This window comes from Pelagibacterium nitratireducens (assembly GCF_037044555.1).
In the GTDB taxonomy this organism is placed as follows: domain Bacteria; phylum Pseudomonadota; class Alphaproteobacteria; order Rhizobiales; family Devosiaceae; genus Pelagibacterium; species Pelagibacterium nitratireducens.
This window is the reverse complement of sequence record NZ_CP146275.1, coordinates 662,501-685,590: the sequence shown is the minus strand read 5'-3', so window position 1 is coordinate 685,590 and position 23,090 is coordinate 662,501. Positions and strand designations below refer to the sequence as shown.

Here is a 23,090-nt window from a genome sequence, read left to right as displayed (position 1 = left end):
GACGATGCCGTTCTTGCGATGATTTGCTCAGAGATCGGAGATCGATGGCCGCTCGTTCCAGACCGGCCGGATCCATGGGCCGCTCGGCCGCACTGGCTTGATGGGGCCGCCGGCTCAACAGGCCTTGATTGCGGCCTCGATTGCGATTGCCTGCCTGTCGATCTCGGCCATTGCCGTGTTTTTCGAATGAACGATCATGCGCATGTACAGAGGCGATATGAGAAGATCGAGCGCAAGCTCTCTGTCGAGCGCCGGTTGCAGCTCCTTGCGGGCAATGGCGCGATCGAGCATTCGACTTCCAAACGCCCGACGTGCGGCCGCCAGACTGTTCAGCGTCACCGCAATTTCGGGCGTTCTCATGCGCTCGGCAACGACGTCTGGAATGATCTTGCGGGCCAGCGGATGACGAAACGCTGCCCGTGTTGTCCGAAGATAGGCATTGATATCGGCACCGAGCGAGCCGTGATCGTCAAAGTCGGACAGAGTGAGGCCGACGCGTTGGATCGCTTCGCACACGAACTCGAGTTTTGAGGGCCACCGCCGATAGATGGCCGCCTTGCCGGCACCCGCGCGCGCCGCCACGCGCTCCAGGCTCACCGCCCCATAGCCGCACTGTGCCCACTCCTCGAACAACGCCCTGAACAGCGCCTTGGTCAGTTCGGGCCGGATGACCGCCGCCCCGCTCGGCTTGCGTCTCTTGATTTGGTCGATAGACTTGCGCTCCATCCATTATCTCTTCATTATGGATGGAACGGTAGCGTTTCGACCGGTGCATGAAAAGGGGTTGAAACGACGTTCATCTGGTATTTGCAGATCTGTGTCGAGTGTCCTGATGCGGAACGGTTGTATCGACCCGCGCGGCCGCCGATCGATCCGCGCGGAGCGCAACCGGCGACGGACTCAGACTGAAGCCTGCAAGACGCATGGGAGACATAGCATGACCGTGCCTGCCTATTCCTCCTTTGTCCAGTGGTTCCGCGAGGGCCCCTTTGCGCCCTATATACGCATGATCAAATCTCCCGGCGGCTTCCTCAATCTGATGGAGACCGCCATGCCTGCGGTCGAAATGTCGGACCCCGCCGTGCCCGAGCTTGTCCTCCATTATGATCTGATCGGCGGCTTCGGCTTGAACGCCGATTTGGGCTCGGGGCGGTTCAGCACCAGGACCCTGGCGGGCGACTTTTTGCTGGCCGCGCCAAACTTCGCCAATTCGATCAGCGTCGACAGCAACCACCGGATTCGCTCCATGGCGTTTCCAATCGCCCACTGGAGCCGGCTCCTGGACGACGGTGCGGGCCAGCCATCCCGTCTCGAGTTCGGCGCCCTCCACCGTGGGACGTTCACCTCCTCAAAAATCCGGTCCGCGCAGCGCCAGCTTTGGCGCCTTTGTGACGAGGAAGGTGCACCCTCGCGCCTGCTGGCCCAGGCCGCGGGCTGCGAGATCCTGGCCGAACTTTGCCAGATGGCCGGAACGCCACTCGCTTCGACGCGCGGCGGCCTGGCCCCCTGGGCTCAGAAACGATGCATCGAATTCATGCACGCCCGGCTTTCCCAGGACATCAGCCTCGATGACCTCGCAGCGCAAGCGCGACTATCCCCGTTTCATTTCGCGCGAATGTTCAAACAGAGCCTGGGTGTGCCGCCCCGGGTCTATCTGACACGGCTGAGAGTGGACAAGACCTGCGAGCTCCTCGAGACGACGGATCTTCCGGTCACCGAGATCGCCCAGGAGGTTGGGTATTCATCCAACCAGGTGCTCGCCCGCGTCTTCATGAAACACCAGCGCATGAGCCCGACCGATTACCGTCGGGCGGTCCGCGATCCGGTGCGCCAGGCGCCGGGAACGGCAATTGCAGCATCGGAGACGCCACAATGACCGTGTCGGCCCATTCGTCTTTCACCCAGCTGCAAAGCAAAGGCCTGCATGCATCCTACGTACGCACGCTGAAATCCCCAGGCGGAGTCCTTGAAATGCTTGAGGTGGCCCAGCCCGCCGGGGACATGTCGCGCCCGGCCCTTCCCGATATCGTTCTGTATGAGGACATACTTGGCAATGGCCGTGTCAGGTCAGATCTGGGAGGAGGTCGCTTTGATGTGACCAGCAGAAAAGGCCTCCTCAATTTGGCTGCGCCGAACTTTGCCACCACGGCGGTCATGGAGGAAAGCCATCAGGTTCGCAGCCTGACGTTTCCCTTGGCGCACTGGCAGGGCGTCCTTGACGAGGCCACCGACGGCCGGTTCTCCTTCGACACCTGCTTTAACTATGGCCGAGTGTTCGACTCGTCGCCGATCCGGTCAGCGCTGCGTAACCTGTGGGGGCTCTGCAAAGACGAAGGTGCGCCATCGCGTCTTTGGATGCGGGCCGCAGGCTGCGAGATCCTCGCCGAACTGAGCCGGTTGGGCGGGGCACCGTTCGCTCCGGCAAGGGGCGGCCTCGCCCCGTGGGCGGAAAGGCGTTGTCTGGAAATGATGCGGGCGCGGCTTTCCCAGGACATCAGCCTTGACGAGCTGGCCGCCGAGGCACGCCTCTCGCCATTCCATTTTGCGCGCATGTTCAAACAGAGCATCGGCGTTCCGCCCCGGGTCTATCTGACCCAATTGCGGATGGAGAAAACCTGCCAACTGCTCGAGACGACGGATCTCTCGGTCACCGAGATCGCCCAGGAGGTGGGATATTCATCCAACCAGGTGCTTGCCCGCGTTTTCATAAAGCACCAGCGCATGAGCCCGACCGAGTATCGTCGGGCGGTCCGCGACCAGGTGCGTTTCGCCGCTTCCCGGTAACGGGCGGCGGCACCCCATGCGGCGCCAGGGATTGCCGGTCGGGTCAACGCCTCAGGCGCGACAGCCAGTCGCTCAGCAATGCAGCGCCGGCCTGTTCCAGGTTGCTGGCATATCGCTGCGCATCCCGGCGCAACGGGCCCGGGTCGATTCCTGCTGTGGCCAGCTCGCTTGCATGACCCAGGAGCCAATGCTCGAACCGCGCGCCCTGGACCTCGGGATGGAACTGAAGACCGAGCACGTTCGGTCCGCGCGAAAAGGCCTGATTGGCGCAGAGCGGCGTCGATGCAAGCACGGTAGCGCCGTCGGGCAGCTCGAACGTGTCGCCATGCCAGTGAAGCACGGGCACCTCGTGCAGCACGGCAAGAGGACCGGTCGCTGCCGCGTCCGACAGATCGAGCGCCGACCAGCCGATCTCCTTGACGGGCCCGCGATAGACACGCGCACCAAGAGCTGCCGCCATCAGCTGCGCGCCCAGACACAGACCCAGCGTCGGCAGGTCGGCCGCCAGCCGCGCCCGCAACAGGTCGATCTCGTCGGTGACGACCGGATAGCCATCGTGGTCGTAAACGCCGATCGGACCACCCAGAACCACGAGGAGATCGGCCGCGAGAGGGTCGAGCCCTGCCGGATCGCGTTCGGCCACATCGATGTATTCGATGTCGTAGCCGGCCGCCCGCAAAGGGTCCGCAAAGCTGCCCAGATCCTCAAAGCCTATATGGCGAATGGCCTGAACTGTCCTCGGTGTCATGACGCGCCTCTCCAGGTGCCGGTGGTCCGAGCCCTTCTTGCGCTCAGGATGTGTTCGAGATCCTTGAGCGCAGCGGCCGCGGTGGCGAGAGGCTCGGTTCCCGATCCGATGGCGATCGTCTCGCCCATCGCGTCGGTGGTGATCCGGATCGCCTTGTTCTTTCCCGACACATGCGCGAGCGGATCGCTCAGCGGATATGTCCCGATACCGACCCCCGCCCGCATCGTGCCGTCCGCGCGCGTAAGCCTTCCGACAAGCTTGGGAACAAGACCCTGCTTTCGCCACGTCTCGATATCGCTCGCCCCAACCGACCCGATGCCCTCGACGACCAGATCGTCCATCGTCAGGTCGGCATCGAGACCGAAATTTGCGATGAGGATGAGTTTGCTGGCGGTGTCCCAACCTTCGATGTCATTGCGCGGGTCGGCTTCGGCAAACCCGCCGGCCCGGGCGCGGGCCAGCGCGTCCTCCAGGCCGAGATTGAGGTTCATCATCGCATCGAGCAGATAGTTGGTGGTGGCGTTCACGATGCCCTCGATTTCAAGAACCGCGCTCCCTTTCAGGCTGTGCTCCAAAAGGTCGATCGTGGGCAGCGCCGCCGCCGCTGCGCCACTGAGTTTGAGCATCGCGCCCGAAGAACGCGCCAGGGCCCGCAATTTGGGCCCGCTGTGGACCAGCGCACCCTTCGAAACAACGATGGTGTCGCGCCCGGCGGCAAGCGAGGAACCAAGATACCCAAGTCCGGGGCTACCGGTCCGGAAATCGCTCGGCCCCGCCTCGATGACAATGTCCGCGCCGCTCGCCGCGATGAAATCGGGACCGGTCAGACCGGGCTCCAGCCTGTCCAGGCGCTCCGGCTCGAGCCCGTCCGGATCGGCCAGCCCCGATCGCGATCCGCAGACCGCGACAAGGCGGATTTCGACGCCATGGACCTCGCGGTATCGCTGCCGGCGGGCCAGGAGCAAATTGGCCGTAGCCTGCCCCACGCCCCCCAGACCGGCGATCGCGACCCCGATGACATTCATGGTTTGCACGCGTTATCTCCCAGCATCGAGCACCGCATGCCAATTCTTCCGTGTGCACCGAACACATTTGCCTTGAAGGCCAAGACTATACCGCAATGCAAGCCTCGCACTACCGGCGGCAAGCGCGGCAGGCACGGAAGCGGGCTCTCGGCGGTCGCAAAGAACGGCGCGGCCGCCGATCGGGCTCGGCCAGCCCGTCTCAGGCGCGGATAAAGGCCAGCATGTCGGGGTTCACCACCTCGGGATGCGTGGCGAACAGGCCATGCGAAAGCCCCCGATAGGTCTTGAGCGTGCCGTCGTTGACCAGCTTGATGGCCTTGTGCGCTGCGTTCTCGATCGGCACGATCTGGTCATCCTCGCCGTGGATGATCAGCACGGGAATGGTGAGGGCCTTGAGGTCTTCGGTGAAATCGGTTTCCGAAAACACCGCGATGCAGTCATGGTGCGCCTTTGCGCCGCCATTCATGCCCTGGCGCCACCAATTGTCGATCAGGCCCTGGCTGACCGTCGCGCCCTCCCGGTTGAAGCCATAAAAGGGTCCGCTCGGCAGATCGCGATAGAACTGTGCGCGGTTTGTCTCGAGGGCCGAGCGCAGCCCGTTAAAGACATCCATGGGCACGCCGTCGGGGTTCGTGTCGGACTTGACCATCACCGGCGGGATGGCGGCAATCAGGATGATCTTGGCCACCCGGCCGCGTTCGGCCCGCACCGCATAGCGCGTCACTTCCCCGCCCCCGGTCGAATGACCGATATGGATGGCGTCGCGCAGGTCCAGCGCCTTGGCCAGTTCGGCTACGTCTGCCGCGTAGGTATCCATGTCGTTGCCGGTGTCGGTCTGGTCGGACCGGCCATGACCGCGCCTGTCATGGGCGATGACGCGATAGCCTTCGGACAGGAAGAACAGCATTTGATTGTCCCAGTCGTCGGCACTGAGCGGCCAGCCATGATGGAACACGACGGGCTGCGCGTCTTTCGGCCCCCAGTCCTTGTAAAACAGGGTGGTGCCGTCAGATGTTGTGATGGTTGCCATTGGATGTCTCCTTGCAAGCCAGGTTGAGCGGATCTTGAAATCCATGGATGTGCGCAGCCGCGATCGCATCTGGTCGGAACACGCGCCGGCCGTTCACGTCAGAAAATCTAGCGGATCGGCGAACCTGCTGCGGCGCGGAAGCTGCCCTCAAGGTGCCGATCTTGCGGGCTCTGGGGTGTGTCCAACAAAGCGGAGCCGGCTTTGCGGTCGCGATCCAGGGTTCAGTTCCCGCTTGCGCCGATCGTCCCCAAATGGGTGTAGCGAAAACCGGCGGCATATTTCAGCCCATAGCCAAGGCTCCGGTCGAAGGCGGCATGAGCCACAAATATAAGGGCCACCTGCCATAAGATTTCGTGGCCGCTCAGAACGCCGGCGACGGCCAGCACCGAATGCAACGCGTAGCTGTGGACCGTATTGTAGAGTACCGCGCCCACCTTCCTGCCAGCCCCATATCCGAGGAAACCGAGGTCGGGAGCAAAAAACAGCACGGCAAATATCAAGAGGTCTCCGCCAAGCAGGAAGAAAAGTGCGGTACTTGCCGCCAGGATCGCCAGCGCTTCCGCTCGCAACAGCCAGACCATCATGCCCGTCGGATAGCCGTGGTCGCCGTGTTCAGGTCCAGCGTTGTTGCTCATTGGGGATCCATGAAAATGCTTGTCCTTTTCCCACGCTAGCGCGTCGAGCCGCTCCGCGCGGCGCGCAGACTGCTGCAAAGGTGCACGGCTTGCTGTTTGCTCGTGGACAAGGGCCGCCATGGACCTGCGCCCGGATCAAGGCCGCAGGCCGGGGGTGCAGGCTCGGCAATCTCGCCGGCATCCCTTTCCATTGCCCCAAACGACAAAACCCCGCCGGTCGGGCGGGGTCATGGCAAGTCAAATTGGTTGCGGGGGCAGGATTTGAACCTGCGACCTTCAGGTTATGAGCCTGACGAGCTACCGGGCTGCTCCACCCCGCGCCAATGATGTCCGTCGAATGCGGTGCGCCGGGCGAACCGCTTGGACGCCGCCTATATAGGGGTGCAAATTGCGTTTGCATACCCCTTGTGATCGCCAACACGACATTTTTTTGACACGCGCCGAACTGCGTTCGTCTGTCCCCGAGATTGCGCTTTGTATTCACCCCGGTTACACATGGGTCAGAGGCTCTGCCCTTTCGTTTTTTCTGCAGTTTTCAACCACCTGGATTTCCCTCATGCAACAGCGCACGCTCGGTCGCACCGGCATTTCCGTGAGCCGCATCTGCCTTGGTTCGATGACCTGGGGCGAACAGAACACCGAGGCCGAGGGCCACGCGCAGATGGACTATGCGCTCGACAACGGCGTCAATTTTCTCGACACCGCCGAGCTTTATTCCACGCCCGGCCGCGCCGAAACGCAAGGGTCGACCGAAACCATCATCGGCAACTGGTTCGCCGCCAACGGCCGCCGCGCCGATTGGGTGCTCGCCTCCAAGATCGCCGGGCCGGGCAATGCCTGGATCCGCGATGGCCGCCCCATGGACGGCAAACAGATCGTTCTCGCCCTCGAAGCCAACCTCAAACGCCTCAAGACCGATTACATCGACCTCTACCAGCTCCACTGGCCCAACAGGGAGCATTACAATTTCTCCAAATCCTGGACCTTTGATCCCTATGGCCAGGACCGTCAGGCCATCCGCGACAACCTGCTCGAAGTCCTCGAAGCGCTGGGCGCCCAGGTCAAGGCCGGAAAAATCCGCGCCATCGGCCTGTCCAACGAAACCAGCTGGGGCACGTCCGAATACATAAAGCTCGCCGAAACCCACGGCCTGCCGCGCATGGCCACCATCCAGAACGAATACAATCTTGTGCGCCGCCATTTCGACCACGACCTGGCCGAAATCTGTGCCTTTGAAGATGTCGATCTGCTCGCCTATTCCCCGCTTGCGGGCGGCCTGCTCAGCGGCAAATACAATGACGGGCAGATGCCGGCCGGCACGCGCGGCGCCCTGGGCACCATGTGGCGGCTCAACCCGCAATCGGAAACCGCCACAAAGGCCTATATCGAGCTCGCCCAACAGCACGGCCTCGATGTCTGCCAGATGGCGATCGCCTGGTGTCTCACCCGCCCCTTCATGGGCTCGGTCATCATCGGCGCCACCTCCATGGACCAGCTGAAATCCAACATCGCCGCCCACGATCTGGTGCTCTCACCCCAGATCATTGCGGCCATCGAAGACCTTCACCGCCTGTACCCGCGCACCGTCGCCTGACGCACCCCGGGCGGCCGGCCGCTCCCGGCTTGCCGCTTGTGGGTTTTCATGTTATGACCAAATGACGCAATTCGTCATAGCGACTCACCATGCCCCGCCATTTCACAGCCGCCGACAATGAGCTGATCCGCACCCAGCTTCTCGCGTCCGGTCTTGCCCATTTCACCCAATACGGTCTGCGCGGCATGCGGGTCGAAGATGTGTGCAAGGACGTGGGCGTTGCCAAAGGCACTTTCTATAAATTCTTCGAGCACAAGGAAGCGCTGTTTCTGGCCATCGCCGACCAGCGCGACCAGATGCACAAGGCAGAAATCATTGCCTTTTTCTCCCAATGCGACGGTCCGGTCGCCGACCGGGCGGGGCGGTTCTTCGATCAGCTCGTCGAAAAGCTCATGTCCGATCCCCTGGTGGCCATCATCGCCGTTCCCGACGATTTTGCCGCACTCCTGCGCAAAACGCCCCCAGCGCGCCTGGCCCATGAGGAAGAAAAGGACCTGCGCTTTATCGAAACGTTCTGCGCCGGGCTCAAATCCGAGGGTCTGATCGGGGACGTCGACCCGCACGATATCGCCGCCATCCTCACCCTTCTGGTTAGCCTGGTGCTGCAAAAGTCCCTGTTCAGCGCCGGCCAGTTCGCGGCAAGCTGCACAATCCTTCGCGAAATCTTCGTGCAAAAACTCACCGCCAGCGCGCCATGATTTCGGTCTCGGGCCTGAGCTTTACCTATAAGGGCGCCTCGGCCCCGGCCCTGAACGGGGTCTCGTTTGAAGTTCCCCCCGCCTCGGTCTATGGCCTTTTGGGCCCTTCGGGCGCCGGCAAATCCACCACCCAGAAAATCCTGATGGGATTGCTGCGTGGTTATGGCGGCACCGCCAACGTGTTCGGCGAAGCGCCCGCCCGCTCCGGCCGCGCCTTTTACGAACGCATAGGCGTGAGCTTTGAATTGCCCGCGCTCTATGGTCGGCTCACCGCGCGCGAAAACCTTGCCCTTTTCGCAGCCCTCTATGCCGATGCCCCGCTCGCGCCCGAGGCGGTGCTCGATATGGTCGATCTGCGCGATGCCGCCGACCAGCGCGTCGAGGGCTTTTCCAAGGGCATGAAGATGCGGCTCAATCTCGCCCGCGCCCTGCTCAACGACCCTCAATTGCTGTTTCTGGACGAGCCGACCACCGGGCAGGACCCGGCCCGCGCCCGCGTCACCCGCCAGCTGATTTCGGACCTGCGCGCCCGCGGCAAGACGGTGTTTCTCACCACCCACAATATGAGCGAGGCCGCACAGATCTGCGATTGCGTGGGCTTTCTGGTCGATGGAGCCATAGCGCTCGAAGGCACCCCCGCCGATCTCATGGTGCGCTTTGGAAAGCCCGAACTGGTGGCCACCGCCCGCCGCAACGGCACCCTGGTCACCGAGACCTTTGCCATGGACGGGCTGGCAACCGATTCCGCCTTCCAGGCCCTTTTGCAGACCGGCGACATCGTTTCGCTGCACACGCGCGAAGCCAGCCTCGACGATATTTTCGTCGCCGTCGCCGGTGGCAGACAATGAACGGGATCCCCACCCTTGTGGCCCATGATTTGCGGCTGCAATACCGCTACGGCATTCACGCCGCCTACGGCACGGTCATCGCGCTCTATGGCGCGTTTCTCGTTTTCGCCGGTCCTCATTTGCCCGACTGGGCGGTAGCGCTCGTGATCTTTTCCGATCCTTCGGCTCTGGGCTTTTTCTTTCTCGGCGGCCTCATGCTGCTCGAAAAGGGCGAGGGGGTTCGTGCCGCTCTGTCGATCTCCCCGGTTTCGGCCCACACCTATCTGCTGGCCAAAACCATAACGCTCACCGCTCTGGCGCTTGCTGCCGTCATCGTTCTGGGGGTGGCAAAATCGGGAGCCGTGAACTGGCCGCAGCTTCTGGTTGCCGTCGTCCTCACCTCACTGTTTTACATCGGCATCGGGGTGCCCATTGCCCTGCGATTCAAAACCGTCAACGCCTACCTTTTGGGCTCGGCACTGTTTTTGGGCCCGGTGCTCGTTCCCGCGGGGCTGGCGCTTGTCGATCCTCTGCCCGCGCCCCTGCTCGCCTTCCCTCCGGTGGCCCAGTTCCGGCTGACCCTGACCGCCCTTGGTTATGGCAGTGCCACCCGCCTTGACCTTGTCGCCATGTACGCCTCGGCCCTGCTCGCAGCCACCGCCGCCCTTTTTTACGCCCACCAGGTGCTTCAATCCGAGCTGGGCCGCAAATGAACCTCTTCCCTGGCACCATCGCCGGTCTGCTGCGCGCCGACGCGCTCAACGTCTCGCGTGATCCCATGCTCATGATCGGCATCGTCATGAGCCTGCTGCCCGTCCCCCTGATCGTGATTTTCGGTCCGCTGGCCGAGACGGCGGCGCACGAAACCTTCGGCATAACGGGCGTGGCCCGCATGCTTGGCGCCCTGGCCGTTCTCATGCCCGGTGCCATGCTCGGCTGGGTCACCGGCTTCATGCTGCTTGAAGATCGCGACGAGGCGGTTCTGATGGCGCTCGAAACCACCCCTGTCGGTCGCAACGGCTTCATCGCCTACCGCCTTGTCGTAACGATCATCCTCACGCTGATCGTGTCCGCCGGCATCGGGTTTTTCGTGTTGCCCGACCTGCCTTGGACGACGGCTTTCTTGATGGCGATAATAACCGCCAGCCACGCCGTTCTCACCGCCCTTTTCCTTCTCGCCTTTTCCGCCAACAGGGTCGAAGGGCTCGCCCTGACCAAGCTGATCAATCTGGCCCTGCTCGCCCCCCTGGCTGCGCTGATAGCCCCACCCTGGCGCTACCTCGCCGCCATCGTGCCCGCCTTCTGGATCGGGGAAATGGCCGGGCTATCCCCTGCCACCCTCTCACCGCTGCCCGCAACGCTCCTTGCCCTTGCCACCGCCGCGCTGTTCGTCATCCTCCTGCTCGCCCGCCTGCGCCACCGCACCGACTGACCAAAATCTCCCTGCGCTGCCCTGGCGAAAGCCGGGGTCCATGTGCCTTGCCACCGGCACCGGAGCACCGGCAAGGCTGTTGGGTCCCGGATCGCGTCCGGGACAGCGATGGTGGTCGGGCTCGGTCTTCACTCCACTGTCATATGAGGCTTGCCCCCTCTCGGCTCCATCCCCGCCGCAAACCCCACCCCCATCGTCATCCTCGAGCTTGACCCGGGGATCCGCTGCCTCGCAACTGGCACCGCGGAAATGGTTGCCCACGGACCTCGCGGTCACACCGCACCGGAATTTGCACCATCCCCTCCTGGGGCGATGTCACCGGATCAACCCCTGACCCAACCTTGCGATGATTTGCTGTCGCCACAGCGCGACACAGACGCTATCGTCAGCCCAAAAGACAACGGGAGTGATGATTTGGTGCAGATAAACGGCTTTGCGCTTTTCGCGTCCATGCTTCCGCTTCTGGCGCTCTATTTCTACGGTTTTGCGTCGCGCCTACTGGACCAAAGCCGCCCGTCGCTGTCGGCGTTGATGAACGAGCAGCGCTTCAACTGGGTCACCCAGGCCGCCCGCCGCGATTCCCCGCTCGATGCCATCCTGTCGGGCAACATCATGAGTTCGGTCTCGTTTTTTGCCTCGACCACCGCGCTCCTGATCCTGGCGCTCTTTACCGTCATCGGCCAGTTGCAGGACTTTCTGCCCGCGCTGTCATCGATAACCTTGGGCCCGGCCTATACCGAGCTGGACCTGCAGATGCACAATGTGGTCTTGCTGTTCCTGTTCGTTTACGCGTTTCTCGCCTTCACCCTGTCGCTGCGCCAGTTCAACCATTTCTGCATCCTGATCGGCGCGTTCGATCACACAAAGCCCGCTCCGGCCGAGGAAATCAGAACCGTCGCCCGCATCAACGCCATGGCCGCCCAGCGTTTCAATTCCGGCATCCGGTCCTATTATTTCGCCATTCCGATGGTCGCCTGGTTCGTTTCGAGCTGGCTCGCCATCATCGTCACCATCGGCACAGTCGGGCTGCTGCTCCACCGCGAATATTTTTCCAACGCCCGCTGGCTGGTCGCCCGCATAACACCGCACTAGGGTCCCCACCACATCTGCTGACAACGAACTGACAGGACAATCCCATGAAGGCACTGACCATTGCCGTTTTTATGCTCGTCGCCCTGCCCGCCACCGCTCAGGACTCGACCACTTTCACCACTGCGGATGCCGACCTGATGACGGCATGTCTGGCGGACCTCTCCGATCCTTCGAGCAAACAGACCGATTGCATCGGCGCCGCATCGAATGTGTGCATGGACACCGAGGAGGGCGGCTATTCGACCATCGGCATGGTCCAATGCACGGCACGCGAAACCGATTGGTGGGACAGCCGGCTCAACACCAGCTACACCAAGCTCGGGGAAACCCTCGACGCAGACCTGTTCACCACGCTTCAACAGGCTCAACGCACCTGGATCGCCTATCGTGACCAGAGCTGCGGATTTGAGTATGATTTCTGGGGCAACGGCTCCATGCGCTCCATTGCGCACGCAAGCTGCATGCTCGATGAAACCGCCCGGCGCGCCGAGACGCTTTGGCGCTATCTCAACCCTGAAGGTTAAGGCGCAGGAACGCCCATCTGGAGGCCCTTATGAACAATGACGCCGACCATCCCTGGTTTCGCCCCATGTGGCGCCGCGTGCTCATGGTCGCCATCCCGGCCACCATTGCCGCGGTCGACATCTATCACGGCAATTTCGGCTGGGCGCTGATGTTTGGCGGGCTGGGCGCATACGCGGTCTATATTTTCTTCATCGCCTGGAACAAGGACCGCCCCAAGGCACCCGACGACACGCAGGAGTGAACGGTATTTTTCACCCCTGCGACCAAAGCTGACGTTGACAATCACCTTTAAGGCCGTATGTATGGGGGGTCAAACCTGAGTGTTCACCTCACAATACGTTCGCCATGCTTGTTTGCCAGTGCAATCTGATATCGACAACCGACATCGAAAACATCGTCGTCGACATTCTCGACGAGGACCCCTGGCAGCTCGTGGTGCCCGCTCACATCTATCGCGAGTTGGGCAAGCGCGGACAATGTTGCGGCTGCGTGCCGAACATTGTGGACATTATCGGGAAGGTCACCGAAACTTATCACCTCAAACTGGCCGGGAACGCCGCCAATCTGGTAGACGTCAGGTCGAAAATGAAAACCCTGCGCAAATCCACGCGCCAAGGAGGTGAAAGTGAAAGGCGACGCAAAGATCATCGAGCGGCTTAACGAAGCGCTCTTTCTCGAACTGGGAGCCATCAACCAGTATTGGGTTCACTACCGTCTGCTCAGCGACTGGGGCTTCAAGCGCCTGGCCGAAAAGGAGCGGGCCGAATCCATCGAGGAGATGCACCACGCCGACAAGCTTATCGACCGCATCATCTTCCTTGAGGGTCATCCCAACCTCCAGCGCGTCGCGCCCTTGCGCATCGGCCAGAACATCAAGGAAGTGCTCGAGGCCGATCTGGCCGGCGAACTTGACGCCATCGCCTCCTATCGCGAGAGCCGCAAGCTGTGTAACGACCTCGGCGACTACGTCACCCAGCGCCTGTTCGAAGACCTGCTGACCGACGAGGAAGGCCATACCGACTTTTTGGAAACCGAGCTCGATCTGCTCGACAAGATCGGCGTGGAAAAATACGGCCAGCTCAACGCCAAACCAGCCAACGAAGCCGAATAGGCGACAAATCGATTGGCATTTTATGCCCCCGCATCGCTTCCGGTGCGGGGGCTTTTTCATGCACCGTCATTAAGGTGTCAATGTTTCGCAATCTTGTGGCTCCGAACGCTCAAGTCCATAGCTTTTGCGCCAATTGTTGACCCCACGATGCATGCATGGAAAGATTTCGGTGCCTGAGACGTCCATTGCCCACAATTTCGCTTTTCAGGGATCGCGCTTGCCTGTAATGCGGAAATCGACCTTTTTATGCCTAGCGGTCGGGTCCGCGCGCGGGGTTTGATCCTCGTATCCGATTGGTGAAGCGGCGAAGGGAGTGCCGTGTGGTTGACGCCGCCAAGAGCGAACTCCGGAGCAGTCGCACGACATTGTCACCATCTCTTTTTCTTTTCGAAAGGGACCTCCGTCACCATGCACAAGCCATTGATTTTCCTTAGCCTTACCGCTTCCCTGCTGGCCACCGCCGCCATTGCGCAGGACCAGACGGTCAACATCTACAACTGGTCCGACTACATCGCCGAGGACACCCTCGAAAAGTTCACCACCGAGACCTCCATCGCCACCAATTACGACGTCTTCGACTCCAACGAAATCGTCGAAGCCCGGCTTCTGGCTGGCTCATCGGGCTACGATGTCGTTGTTCCCTCGGGCTTTTTCCTCGAGCGCCAGATCCCCATCGGCCTGTTCCAGCCGCTCGACAAGTCCATGATCCCCAACATCGAAAACCTCGACCCCGCCATCATGGAAATCGTCGAGGCGCACGATCCCGGCAGCCAGTATTCGGTCCCCTACATGTGGGGCACCACCGGCATCGGCTACAACATCGGCGCCATCACCGAGCGTCTGGGCGAAGACGGCCCGCTTCAAAGCTGGGACCTGCTCTTTGACCCCGAAATCGCCGCCCAGCTGGCCGATTGCGGCATCTCGGTCCTCGACGCACCGGTCGAAATGGTCGCTGCCGCACTCAACTATCTCGGCCTCGATCCCAACTCCGAAGACCCCCAAGACCTTGAAGCGGCCGAGCAGCTGATCGGCTCGATCCGCCCCCATATCCGCTCCTTCCACTCCTCCCAGTACATCTCCGATCTCGCCAATGGCGAAATCTGTCTGGCAGTGGGCTATTCCGGTGACATCTTCATCGCCGCAGATCGCGCCGCCGAGGCCGACCAAGGCGTTGAAATCGCTTACGTCATTCCCGAGGAAGGTGCCTCGATCTGGTTCGACATGATGGCCATTCCCGCCGATGCGCCGAACCCCGAATCGGCTCACGCCTTCATAAATTTCATCCTCGAGCCACAGATCGCCGCCGACATCACCAACTACGTCTGGTACGCCAATCCCAACGCAGCGGCCGATGAACTCGTCGATCCGGAAGTCCTCAATGACCCGGCGATCTATCCGACCGAAGAGGTGATGGCCAATCTCTTCCCGCTCAAGGCCCGCTCGCCCTCATATGATCGGCTTCTGACCCGCGCCTGGACCCGCATCAAGACCGGCGTCTGAGCGACGATATCTTGCATGGCAGGGCGCATTATGGTGCCCTGCCAATTCTTCTTGTTCGGGGATGGGGAAATCCTCTTTTGAAAAAGCCTCAAATCGCCGCTGATGCGCGCCCCTGGCGCGATGCGGGCGCCAAGCCGTTTGTGCGCATCCGCAACGTCACCAAGACCTTCGGCGACGTCTATGCCGTCGAGGACGTCTCCCTCGACATCTACAAGGGCGAGCTGTTCTGCCTGCTCGGCGGATCGGGATCGGGAAAATCGACGCTTCTGCGCATGCTGGCCGGCTTTGAATCGATCACCACGGGCACCATTGAGATCGATGGTCAGGACATGGCCAACGTGCCCCCCTATCACCGCCCCATCAACATGATGTTCCAGTCCTATGCGCTCTTTCCGCATATGAGCGTCGAAAACAACATAGCCTACGGCCTCAAGCGCCAGGGCATGGGACGCTCCGACATCTCCGACCGCGTGGCCGAGCTCTTGAAGCTCACCCGGCTCGAGCCTTTCGCCAAACGCAAGCCCCACCAGCTCTCGGGCGGCCAGCGTCAGCGCGTCGCCCTGGCCCGCTCGCTGGCCAAGCGCCCCAAACTGCTCCTGCTCGATGAACCCCTCGGCGCGCTCGACAAGAAGCTGCGCGAGGAGACCCAGTATGAACTGGTCAAGATCCAGGAAAGCCTCGGCGTGACGTTTATTGTGGTCACCCACGACCAGGAAGAGGCCATGACGCTCTCGACCCGCATCGGTGTCATGAACGATGGCAAGATCGCCCAGATCGGCGAACCTCAGGAAATCTATGAGTTTCCCAACACCCGCTTCGTCGCGGGGTTTGTGGGCTCGGTCAACATGTTCGAAGGCGTGGTCACCGAAGATGAGGACGACCATATCCGCATCGATTCCTCGGCCGAGGCCGGCTGCGATATTTATGTGTCGCACGGCGTCGATTGCGCTCCCGAGCAGACCCTGTGGTACGCCATCCGCCCTGAAAAGATGGTGCTCTCGCGTGAACGCCCCGAAGGCGGTGCAAACATCACCCACGGGCTAGTCGAAGACGTTGCCTATCTCGGCGATATGAGCGTTTTCCGCATCGTTCTCGACAGTGGCAAGCGCATCCACGTCTCTCAGACCAATTCTTCCCGCTACGCCCCCGAATCCATCAGCTGGGACGAAAAGGTATTCGTCTCCTGGGAGGCTGATGCCGGCGCGGTGCTGACTTCGTGAGCATGGGGGAAATGCAGCCCCGGCGCAGGGCGTGGACCTTCATTGCCAACGGCCTGTACCGGCTGGGCATTTCCGGACGCTCCGCAGTGATTATCGCGCCGACGCTGTGGCTGGCGGTATTCTTCCTCATTCCGCTCCTGGTGGTCTTCAAGATCGCGCTCAGCGCTTTTGCACTGGGCCAGCCGCCCTATCTGCCGATGTTCATCTGGGGCGCCGACGGGTCGCTTTCGATCACCCTGCATTTTTCGAACTTTCTGTTCATTCTCCAGGACGCGCTCTACGCCAACGCCTACATCAACTCGGTGCGCATCGCCGCAATCTCGACAGCCATTTCGCTGGTCCTTGCCTACCCCATGGCATGGTTCATTGCACGCTCCGACGACAAATACCGCAACCTGCTGCTCATGCTGGTCATCCTGCCCTTCTGGACGTCGTTCCTCTTGCGGGTCTATGCGTGGATGGGATTTCTGGGCCGCAACGGCATCATCAACAACGCGCTGGTCGGGCTCGGCATCATCGATGAACCGATCACCATGCTCCAGACCGAAGGCGCTGTCTTTGTGGGCATCGTCTATACCTACCTGCCCTTCATGATCCTCCCGATCTATACGGCTCTGGTCAAACTCGATCAGAGCCTGATCGAAGCCTCGGCCGATCTGGGCGCGCGGCCCTTTATGACGTTTTTGACGGTCACGCTTCCACTTTCCATGCCCGGCGTGATTGCCGGTTCCATGCTGGTCTTTATTCCTGCCATCGGCGAATTCGTCATTCCCTCGCTCTTGGGCGGCGCCGATACGCTGATGATCGGCCGTGTGCTTTGGGACGAGTTTTTCGCCAATCGCGACTGGCCCGTGGCCTCGGCCGTCGCCATCGTCATGCTGGTCATCCTCGTGGTCCCGATCATGCTCTTGAGCCGTGCTCAAAATGCCGTGGTGGAGAAGGACGCATGAAGCGCGGATATTTCACCACGATTATGGCGGTTATCGGCTTTGTGTTCCTCTACGCGCCCATCGTTTCGCTGGTTGTCTTCTCGTTCAACGAAAGCCGGCTGGTGACGGTATGGACGGGATTTTCCCTGCGCTGGTACGCCTCGCTGTTTGGCGATTCCCAGGTTGTCGCGGCCGGGCTCTTGAGCCTGCAGATCGCTGCCGTCAGCGCCACCATCGCCACGGTGCTCGGCACGCTGGCCGGCATCGCCCTCACCCGGCTCGGCAAGTTCCGCGGCAAGACGGCGCTCACCGGCATGGTCTCAGCGCCCCTTGTCATGCCTGAAGTCATAACCGGGCTTTCGGCCCTGCTGTTGTTCGTTTCCATGGAAGCCCTGATTGGCTGGCCGGGCGGAAGGGGCTTTACGACAATCACCATTGCCCACTCAACATTCTGCATGGCCTATGTCACCGTGGTCGTGCGCTCACGCCTCGTGGACATGGACCGCTCGCTCGACGAAGCGGCAATGGATCTGGGCGCCACACCCTTACGGGTTTTCTTTGACATCACCCTGCCCATCATCGCGCCCGCGCTGATTTCGGGGTGGCTCCTGGCCTTCACGCTATCGCTCGACGATCTGGTAATCGCCAGTTTCGTTTCAGGGCCCGGGTCATCCACCCTGCCCATGGTGATTTTCTCGAAAATCCGCCTCGGCGTCTCTCCTGACGTCAACGCACTGGCCACCATCATCATTGCAATCGTTGCCATCGGCGTCGTCGCCGCCACCATCATCGGTGCCCGCCGTCAAACCAACACCTGAGCGAAAGACCACCATGTCCGCCACTGCCCGACCGCAGGTTTCGGCCCTCTCATCCTCGCGTATCCGCGATATCGCCAACGCCGGCATGGGCCGGACCGACATCGCACCCTTCTGGTTCGGCGAAGGCGACGAGGTCACGCCGCCCTTCATCCGCGAGGCGGCACAGAAGGCGCTGGCCGATGGCGAGACCTTCTATGTTCACAATCTTGGCCTTCCAGAACTGCGCGAGGCCGTTGCCGGCTATGAAAGCAGGCTGCAAGCCATACCTTCCAGCCCCGAACAGATCGCCATTACCGGTTCGGGCGTGTCGGCCCTGATGATCGCAAACCAGCTCATCGTCTCGCCCGGGGACAGGGTCGTTGTCATCACTCCCATCTGGCCCAATATCGCCGAAGCCCCACGGCTTCTGGGTGCCGAAATCGTCCGCTTTCCCTTGAGCGTTGCAGATGGAAAATGGTCTCTGGATATCGAGCGCCTGCTCGATACGCTCACCCCCCAAACACGGATGGTGATCATCAATGCGCCCAACAATCCAACCGGGTTCACCCTTGATCGGGAGGCGCAGAAAACCATCCTCGAGCATTGCCGCAAGCACGGGATCTGGGTCCTCACCGACGAGGTTTACGAACGGCTGATATTTGACGGCAGCGACGCAGCGCCGTCTATGCTCCGGCACGCCGAGCCCGACGACCGCATCGTCCGCGTCAATTCCTTTTCCAAGTCCTGGCGCATGACCGGCTGGCGATTGGGCTGGCTGACCTTGCCCCAGGCTATGATGTCCGACGTCCCCAAAGTCATTGAATACAATACCTCCTGTGCCCCATCCTTCATCCAGAGGGGCGGCCTTGCCGCGCTGACCGACCCGAGAGGAGAACAAACGGTCGCCGCGCTCAGGTCCGGCCTGGCCGCATCGCGCAGCGCCTTGCTCGATGGCCTTTCGCATATGGGCCGCATCGAAATCCCCGAGGCGGATGGCGCCATGTACGCCTTTTTCCGCATCGACGGCGAACCCGACGACATGGCGACGGCCAAAACCCTCGTCGCCGATTATGGCCTGGGTCTGGCGCCCGGCAGCGCCTTCGGGCCGGAGGGGGAGGGCTGGCTGCGCTGGTGCTTTGCCGCCGGGCCCGACAAGATCGCTGTGGGACTTGAGCGCCTGGAGCGCTTCCTCAAACGCTAGGAAATCGGGCCCGAGACGGCGTTGGCGTCGAGAAACGCCAGCACATCATCAAGCACCCGATATCGCCAGCGCAGTGGCATCGCCATTGAGACCAGCGTATCGGCGTGATTGGCGCCCTCATAGATTTGGAGTGACACATCGATACCGGACTCGGTCATCTCTTCGGCCAGTGTCACCGAATTGCGCAGAAAAACCGTCTCGTCCTTGTCCCCGTGCCCCAGAAAAACCGGCGGCAGATCTCGCGACACAAGGTTGACCGGCTGGGTTTGCTCGGGCTGTGGAAAATCGCCGAACGCGTTCTGCGATTGCGACACGTCGAAGGGATAAAAATCGTACGGCCCGGACAGCCCCACTATGGCCCTGACATTTGACAGATCGACCCCGAACTTGGGATCGAGCGCCAGCATCGTGACATTATAAGCGCCCGCCGAATGCCCCATGAGAACCATTCGGCCCGGATCGCCACCATAGCTCCCGATCGTGTCGGTGACCCATTGAACGGCCAACCCGTTGTCGGCGACAAAGTCGGGATACACAACGTCGGGCACCAGCCGATAGTCGGCGATGACCGTCACATAGCCACGGGCCGCCAGCGCCCGGCCGACAAAGCTGTACTCTTCCTTGTCGCCGGATTCCCAGCCGCCGCCATAGCTGAAATAGATGACCGGAAGTCCGGTCGCGTCATTGGTGGGCCGATAGATATCGAGCTTTTGCCGCGGGTGAACACCGAACGGTATGTTGCGCTCGATTGTAACACCGCCATCCTTGGGAACCAGCGCGTTGAAGACACCGACGGGCGAAAACGCATTGGCAAATCCGAAAAGCCCCGAAATCGCCCCCATCATCAGTGCTCCCGCCCAGACAAGGGCACGCGTTTTGAAATCCATGCCCTTGTTACGTTTGAACGGGCCACATGGTTTCATTCAGTCTGGTCCCCAAGCCGGTTTGACCGCCTTAAGCGTCGAGCGCCCCGAGGCTGGAGAAGAAGTTGACGACATCGTCGAGCACCGGCGCGCGCCAGCGCAGCATCGCCCCCAGAGCGGTAACGATCTCCATATGCCCGATCCCGTCATAATAGCGCTCATCGACCGGCACGTTGTTTTCGCGCAGCTTTGCAGCAAGAGCCGTCGTGTTGTCGGTCTTGACGATCAGATCGAGATTTCCCGCCGCCAGAAACATCGGCGGTGCTGCTGGAGTTACAAGCCGAACCGGCTGAGTGCCCTCGGGGTTGGGCGCATAGCCGAACGCTTCTCGCACCTCGTTGAATTCGAATGGATAGAAATCGTAGGGGCCGGCAAGACCGGCGATGCCGCGCACCTTGAGGGTCGATCCCGCCTCGCGCAGGAAGGTCGGATCGAGCCCCAGCATCACCGCGTTATAGGCTCCCGCCGAATGTCCGGCCAAAAACAGCTTGTCGGGATTACCCCCGAAGGTCGCGATATTGTCTTCCACCCATTTGGCCGCGACCGCAATATCGTAGAGAAAGGCAGGATAGGTGACTTCGGGAACCAGCCGATAATCGGCAATGACCGTAACAAAGCCCCGCGACGCAAACGCGCGACCCACGAAATCATATTCCCAACGCTCTCCCCGGCTCCAGCCGCCGCCATAGATGAACATCACGACCGGTGCGTTGCCCTTGGGGTTCTGCTGCACATACACATCGAGCTTGCCACGCGGGCCGCCGGCATAGGCTATACCATCCCCCATTTTCATCACCCCGCCATCGACCGCCGTAGGCAGGTTGAACGGATCCATGAGAGATACGGCCTGCGCTGCGCTTGGGAACAGGCCTCCGGCGAGCGCAAACGCACCAGCGGTGCCCATAAAATGGCGACGTGAAACTTTCATTGCAGCCGTGATGATTTGAAGAAAACTGTATCGAGTGCCTGTCCTGCCGCACGATCGCGACCAATTTTGGACAGGATAAGGGCAGGTGCGGCCACAGCGCTTAAGGAAGCCTTACCGTCCGACTACCGGTCGCAGCATCTCAAAGACCGATGTGACCTCCACATAGTCGCCACGATAGCCGCACCGGGCGATTGTCCCTGCCTTTTCAATGTCGAACAGGCCATCGGTGAGGTAGTCTGCATCGATATGAACCCGCACCACCTGCCCGATCACAAGTTCGCGCTCCAGACGGTTTCCATCCAGATCGACCAGCGCCTTGACCTCGAGCAGCTTGCATTCAAAACTCGCCGGCGCTCCACCAACCCGTGGCGACCCGACGGTCTCGGACGCAAGCTTTTCAAGTCCGGCCTCGTTGAACTCATCGACGCCGGGAGCAAACGACCCCGAACTGATATTCATCGCCTCGGCCTGCCTCCGGCTCGCCAGATTGTAGACGAATTCCCCGGTGGCCTCGATGTTGTTGATCGAATCCTTTCGCCCTTCGCTGCCGAAGATAAGGATGGGCGGCGCCGAACAGAAGATGTTGAAAAAGCTGTAGGGCGCGAGGTTGGGGTGCCCATTCTTGTCGAGCGAGGATACCCAGCCGATCGGCCGTGGAGCGATGATGGCCTTGATCGGATCATGGGGCAGTCCATGGCCCTCGGCGGGGTCGTAGGAATGGTAGCGGGCCATTGTATGTCCTCTGGGTGGTCTCATTCGTAGGCCCGCAATAAGCCGGTTTTCCGCCATTGCCAACCTCACTATCGTACCGCCTCGCGCTGCGGTGCGCGATGCACGCAAATGAAACGGGGCGTTGATGGCTTGCTCGGTTTGTTTGGGACTGGGTGGTCTTATTGGAACGCAAAAAGCCCCCGGGGTGACCGGGGGCTTTTTGTGATTGTGTATTGAGAAGGGTTTTCCAGCGGGTTTTATAGATCTGGCGGCGACCTACTCTCCCGTGCCTTAAGACACAGTACCATTGGCGCTGAAGTGTTTAACGGTCGAGTTCGGAATGGGATCGGGTTCTGGGCACTTCGCCATAGCCACCAGATCGATAAAACTCGCTGGGGAAACTGGTCTTTATTGATCTGCAACACGTTTGGGTGTTGCGGTTATAGGTAAATGAGAACGATCAAGCCGATCGAGCTATTAGTACTGGTAAGCTTCACACATTGCTGCGCTTCCACACCCAGCCTATCAACGTGGTGGTCTTCCACGGCTCTGATAGGGAATACTGGTTTTGAGGGAGGCTTCCTGCTTAGATGCTTTCAGCAGTTATCCCGTCCGAACTTAGCTACCCTGCACTGCGGCTGGCGCCACAACAGGTCCACCAGAGGTTCGTCCATCCCGGTCCTCTCGTACTAGGGACAGCTCCTCTCAATATTCCAACACCCACGGCAGATAGGGACCGAACTGTCTCACGACGTTCTAAACCCAGCTCACGTACCACTTTAAACGGCGAACAGCCGTACCCTTGGGACCTGCTCCAGCCCCAGGATGTGATGAGCCGACATCGAGGTGCCAAACGATGCCGTCGATAAGGACTCTTGGGCATCATCAGCCTGTTATCCCCGGCGTACCTTTTATCCGTTGAGCGATGGCCCTTCCACGCGGGACCACCGGATCACTATGACCGACTTTCGTCTCTGCTCGACTTGTCAGTCTCGCAGTCAGGCAGGCTTATGCCATTGCACTCAACGACCGATTTCCGACCGGTCTGAGCCCACCATCGCGCGCCTCCGTTACTCTTTGGGAGGCGACCGCCCCAGTCAAACTACCCACCACACGCTGTCCCGGGTACTGTTATACCGCGGTTAGACATCCATGACGATAAGGGTGGTATCTCACATTGCGGCTCCATGAGAACTGGCGTTCCCACTTCAAAGCCTACCACCTATTCTGCACATGCCGACACGAATGCCAGCGTGAAGCTATAGTAAAGGTGCACGGGGTCTTTCCGTCTGACCGCAGGAACCCCGCATCTTCACGGGGAATTCAATTTCGCTGAGTCGATGCTGGAGACAGTGGGGAAGTCGTTACGCCATTCGTGCA

24 protein-coding genes, 1 tRNA gene and 2 rRNA genes (1 of these 27 cut by a window edge) are annotated in these 23,090 nt (G+C 61.0%); 16 read left to right on the top strand and 11 right to left on the bottom strand.

The genetic code is table 11. From position 1 onward, the window contains the following. Positions 1-114 precede the first annotated feature (114 nt). Positions 115-726 carry a TetR-like C-terminal domain-containing protein gene (locus V6617_RS03575; RefSeq protein ID WP_338609139.1) on the bottom strand — a complete coding sequence of 204 codons (612 nt, stop codon included), beginning with the start codon at positions 724-726 and terminating at the stop codon, positions 115-117. Between the two features lie 211 nt (positions 727-937). Here V6617_RS03575 and V6617_RS03570 point away from each other — a divergent pair, with 211 nt between their 5' ends. Together V6617_RS03570 and V6617_RS03565 are read left to right on the top strand one after the other, a co-directional pair. Then, on the top strand, positions 938-1,876 hold the full coding sequence (locus V6617_RS03570; protein WP_338609137.1) for an AraC family transcriptional regulator: 939 nt from the start codon (positions 938-940) through the stop codon (positions 1,874-1,876). Then, positions 1,873-2,784, top strand: a complete 912-nt coding sequence (locus tag V6617_RS03565) for an AraC family transcriptional regulator (RefSeq protein WP_338609136.1) — start codon at positions 1,873-1,875, stop codon at positions 2,782-2,784. The genes V6617_RS03570 and V6617_RS03565 overlap by 4 nt, the downstream gene beginning before the upstream one ends. A 43-nt stretch (positions 2,785-2,827) precedes the next feature. Here V6617_RS03565 and V6617_RS03560 read toward each other — a convergent pair whose 3' ends face one another. The 5 genes from V6617_RS03560 to V6617_RS03540 all read right to left on the bottom strand — a co-directional run bounded on the left by V6617_RS03560 (position 2,828) and on the right by V6617_RS03540 (position 6,542). Beyond that, positions 2,828-3,532, bottom strand: coding sequence for a glutamine amidotransferase (locus V6617_RS03560; protein WP_338609135.1), 705 nt, complete (start codon positions 3,530-3,532; stop codon positions 2,828-2,830). Beyond that, a complete protein-coding gene (locus tag V6617_RS03555) occupies positions 3,529-4,557 on the bottom strand; it encodes a homoserine dehydrogenase (protein ID WP_338610621.1) in 1,029 nt (342 codons plus the stop codon). The genes V6617_RS03560 and V6617_RS03555 overlap by 4 nt, the downstream gene beginning before the upstream one ends. A gap of 199 nt (positions 4,558-4,756) precedes the next feature. Continuing rightward, positions 4,757-5,587, bottom strand: coding sequence for an alpha/beta hydrolase (locus V6617_RS03550; RefSeq protein ID WP_338609134.1), 831 nt, complete (start codon positions 5,585-5,587; stop codon positions 4,757-4,759). A 221-nt stretch (positions 5,588-5,808) separates the two neighbouring features. Further along, positions 5,809-6,342 (bottom strand): DUF4260 domain-containing protein, encoded by a 534-nt coding sequence (locus tag V6617_RS03545; protein WP_338609132.1) that lies wholly within the window; start codon positions 6,340-6,342, stop codon positions 5,809-5,811. A 123-nt stretch (positions 6,343-6,465) separates the two neighbouring features. Further along, positions 6,466-6,542, bottom strand: a tRNA-Met gene (locus V6617_RS03540). 236 nt (positions 6,543-6,778) lie between these two features. On the opposite strand from V6617_RS03540, the gene V6617_RS03535 reads away from it, so the two are divergent. From V6617_RS03535 to V6617_RS03470, 14 genes are all read left to right on the top strand, one after another. After that, positions 6,779-7,816, top strand: coding sequence for an aldo/keto reductase (locus V6617_RS03535; RefSeq protein ID WP_338609131.1), 1,038 nt, complete (start codon positions 6,779-6,781; stop codon positions 7,814-7,816). An 89-nt stretch (positions 7,817-7,905) separates the two neighbouring features. Continuing rightward, positions 7,906-8,514, top strand: coding sequence for a TetR/AcrR family transcriptional regulator (locus tag V6617_RS03530; RefSeq protein ID WP_338609130.1), 609 nt, complete (start codon positions 7,906-7,908; stop codon positions 8,512-8,514). Beyond that, positions 8,511-9,362, top strand: a complete 852-nt coding sequence (locus V6617_RS03525) for an ABC transporter ATP-binding protein (RefSeq protein ID WP_338609129.1) — start codon at positions 8,511-8,513, stop codon at positions 9,360-9,362. Before V6617_RS03530 ends, V6617_RS03525 begins: the two co-directional genes overlap by 4 nt. Beyond that, positions 9,359-10,054, top strand: a complete 696-nt coding sequence (locus V6617_RS03520) for a hypothetical protein (RefSeq protein WP_338609128.1) — start codon at positions 9,359-9,361, stop codon at positions 10,052-10,054. The genes V6617_RS03525 and V6617_RS03520 overlap by 4 nt, the downstream gene beginning before the upstream one ends. Next, positions 10,051-10,773 carry a hypothetical protein gene (locus V6617_RS03515; RefSeq protein WP_338609127.1) on the top strand — a complete coding sequence of 241 codons (723 nt, stop codon included), beginning with the start codon at positions 10,051-10,053 and terminating at the stop codon, positions 10,771-10,773. The genes V6617_RS03520 and V6617_RS03515 overlap by 4 nt, the downstream gene beginning before the upstream one ends. 417 nt (positions 10,774-11,190) lie before the next feature. Continuing rightward, positions 11,191-11,865, top strand: a complete 675-nt coding sequence (locus tag V6617_RS03510; RefSeq protein WP_338610620.1) for a DUF599 domain-containing protein — start codon at positions 11,191-11,193, stop codon at positions 11,863-11,865. Between the two features lie 44 nt (positions 11,866-11,909). Next, on the top strand, positions 11,910-12,389 hold the full coding sequence (locus tag V6617_RS03505) for a lysozyme inhibitor LprI family protein (protein ID WP_338609125.1): 480 nt from the start codon (positions 11,910-11,912) through the stop codon (positions 12,387-12,389). Positions 12,390-12,418: 29 nt separating this feature from the next. Beyond that, positions 12,419-12,631: a DUF3329 domain-containing protein gene (locus tag V6617_RS03500; protein ID WP_338609124.1), complete on the top strand. Its 213-nt coding sequence runs from the start codon at positions 12,419-12,421 to the stop codon at positions 12,629-12,631. A 384-nt stretch (positions 12,632-13,015) separates the two neighbouring features. Further along, positions 13,016-13,501 (top strand): bacterioferritin, encoded by a 486-nt coding sequence (bfr, locus tag V6617_RS03495; protein ID WP_338609123.1) that lies wholly within the window; start codon positions 13,016-13,018, stop codon positions 13,499-13,501. Positions 13,502-13,909: 408 nt separating this feature from the next. Continuing rightward, positions 13,910-15,001 carry a polyamine ABC transporter substrate-binding protein gene (locus tag V6617_RS03490; protein ID WP_338609122.1) on the top strand — a complete coding sequence of 364 codons (1,092 nt, stop codon included), beginning with the start codon at positions 13,910-13,912 and terminating at the stop codon, positions 14,999-15,001. A 77-nt stretch (positions 15,002-15,078) separates the two neighbouring features. Next, positions 15,079-16,221, top strand: a complete 1,143-nt coding sequence (locus V6617_RS03485) for an ABC transporter ATP-binding protein (protein ID WP_338609120.1) — start codon at positions 15,079-15,081, stop codon at positions 16,219-16,221. A 2-nt stretch (positions 16,222-16,223) separates the two neighbouring features. After that, positions 16,224-17,171 (top strand): ABC transporter permease subunit, encoded by a 948-nt coding sequence (locus V6617_RS03480; RefSeq protein ID WP_422394820.1) that lies wholly within the window; start codon positions 16,224-16,226, stop codon positions 17,169-17,171. Continuing rightward, a complete protein-coding gene (locus V6617_RS03475) occupies positions 17,168-17,968 on the top strand; it encodes an ABC transporter permease subunit (protein ID WP_338609118.1) in 801 nt (266 codons plus the stop codon). Before V6617_RS03480 ends, V6617_RS03475 begins: the two co-directional genes overlap by 4 nt. Before the next feature lie 13 nt (positions 17,969-17,981). Then, the gene (locus V6617_RS03470; RefSeq protein WP_338609116.1) at positions 17,982-19,148 is read left to right on the top strand and encodes a pyridoxal phosphate-dependent aminotransferase; all 1,167 of its coding nucleotides are present in this window, start codon (positions 17,982-17,984) and stop codon (positions 19,146-19,148) included. Here V6617_RS03470 and V6617_RS03465 read toward each other — a convergent pair. The 5 genes from V6617_RS03465 to V6617_RS03445 form a co-directional block, all read right to left on the bottom strand. Further along, positions 19,145-20,035 carry an alpha/beta hydrolase gene (locus tag V6617_RS03465; RefSeq protein ID WP_338609114.1) on the bottom strand — a complete coding sequence of 297 codons (891 nt, stop codon included), beginning with the start codon at positions 20,033-20,035 and terminating at the stop codon, positions 19,145-19,147. The two genes, V6617_RS03470 and V6617_RS03465, sit on opposite strands and share 4 nt — an antisense overlap. A gap of 67 nt (positions 20,036-20,102) precedes the next feature. Then, complete coding sequence (locus V6617_RS03460; protein WP_338609112.1) at positions 20,103-20,906, bottom strand: alpha/beta hydrolase; 804 nt, start codon at positions 20,904-20,906, stop codon at positions 20,103-20,105. Positions 20,907-21,110: 204 nt separating this feature from the next. Further along, positions 21,111-21,731, bottom strand: coding sequence for a flavin reductase family protein (locus V6617_RS03455; RefSeq protein ID WP_338609110.1), 621 nt, complete (start codon positions 21,729-21,731; stop codon positions 21,111-21,113). Positions 21,732-21,973: 242 nt separating this feature from the next. Further along, positions 21,974-22,089, bottom strand: a 5S ribosomal RNA gene (gene rrf / locus V6617_RS03450). Between the two features lie 77 nt (positions 22,090-22,166). Next, a 23S ribosomal RNA gene (locus tag V6617_RS03445) occupies positions 22,167-23,090 on the bottom strand; it runs 1,806 nt beyond the window's last position.

Excerpts from the sequence above, each read along its gene's own strand:
- V6617_RS03455 (WP_338609110.1), bottom strand. The coding sequence starts at position 21,731 with ATGGCCCGCTACCATTCCTACGACCCCGCCGAGGGCCATGGACTGCCC.
- V6617_RS03535 (WP_338609131.1), top strand. The coding sequence starts at position 6,779 with ATGCAACAGCGCACGCTCGGTCGCACCGGCATTTCCGTGAGCCGCATC.
- V6617_RS03500 (WP_338609124.1), top strand. The coding sequence starts at position 12,419 with ATGAACAATGACGCCGACCATCCCTGGTTTCGCCCCATGTGGCGCCGC.
- V6617_RS03520 (WP_338609128.1), top strand. The coding sequence starts at position 9,359 with ATGAACGGGATCCCCACCCTTGTGGCCCATGATTTGCGGCTGCAATAC.
- V6617_RS03490 (WP_338609122.1), top strand. The coding sequence starts at position 13,910 with ATGCACAAGCCATTGATTTTCCTTAGCCTTACCGCTTCCCTGCTGGCC.
- V6617_RS03555 (WP_338610621.1), bottom strand. The coding sequence starts at position 4,557 with ATGAATGTCATCGGGGTCGCGATCGCCGGTCTGGGGGGCGTGGGGCAG.
- V6617_RS03505 (WP_338609125.1), top strand. The coding sequence starts at position 11,910 with ATGAAGGCACTGACCATTGCCGTTTTTATGCTCGTCGCCCTGCCCGCC.
- V6617_RS03550 (WP_338609134.1), bottom strand. The coding sequence starts at position 5,587 with ATGGCAACCATCACAACATCTGACGGCACCACCCTGTTTTACAAGGAC.
- V6617_RS03565 (WP_338609136.1), top strand. The coding sequence starts at position 1,873 with ATGACCGTGTCGGCCCATTCGTCTTTCACCCAGCTGCAAAGCAAAGGC.
- V6617_RS03570 (WP_338609137.1), top strand. The coding sequence starts at position 938 with ATGACCGTGCCTGCCTATTCCTCCTTTGTCCAGTGGTTCCGCGAGGGC.
- V6617_RS03530 (WP_338609130.1), top strand. The coding sequence starts at position 7,906 with ATGCCCCGCCATTTCACAGCCGCCGACAATGAGCTGATCCGCACCCAG.
- V6617_RS03480 (WP_422394820.1), top strand. The coding sequence starts at position 16,224 with ATGGGGGAAATGCAGCCCCGGCGCAGGGCGTGGACCTTCATTGCCAAC.
- V6617_RS03465 (WP_338609114.1), bottom strand. The coding sequence starts at position 20,035 with ATGGATTTCAAAACGCGTGCCCTTGTCTGGGCGGGAGCACTGATGATG.
- V6617_RS03545 (WP_338609132.1), bottom strand. The coding sequence starts at position 6,342 with ATGGCGGCCCTTGTCCACGAGCAAACAGCAAGCCGTGCACCTTTGCAG.
- V6617_RS03515 (WP_338609127.1), top strand. The coding sequence starts at position 10,051 with ATGAACCTCTTCCCTGGCACCATCGCCGGTCTGCTGCGCGCCGACGCG.
- V6617_RS03575 (WP_338609139.1), bottom strand. The coding sequence starts at position 726 with ATGGAGCGCAAGTCTATCGACCAAATCAAGAGACGCAAGCCGAGCGGG.
- V6617_RS03560 (WP_338609135.1), bottom strand. The coding sequence starts at position 3,532 with ATGACACCGAGGACAGTTCAGGCCATTCGCCATATAGGCTTTGAGGAT.
- V6617_RS03460 (WP_338609112.1), bottom strand. The coding sequence starts at position 20,906 with ATGGATCCGTTCAACCTGCCTACGGCGGTCGATGGCGGGGTGATGAAA.
- V6617_RS03470 (WP_338609116.1), top strand. The coding sequence starts at position 17,982 with ATGTCCGCCACTGCCCGACCGCAGGTTTCGGCCCTCTCATCCTCGCGT.
- V6617_RS03475 (WP_338609118.1), top strand. The coding sequence starts at position 17,168 with ATGAAGCGCGGATATTTCACCACGATTATGGCGGTTATCGGCTTTGTG.
- V6617_RS03525 (WP_338609129.1), top strand. The coding sequence starts at position 8,511 with ATGATTTCGGTCTCGGGCCTGAGCTTTACCTATAAGGGCGCCTCGGCC.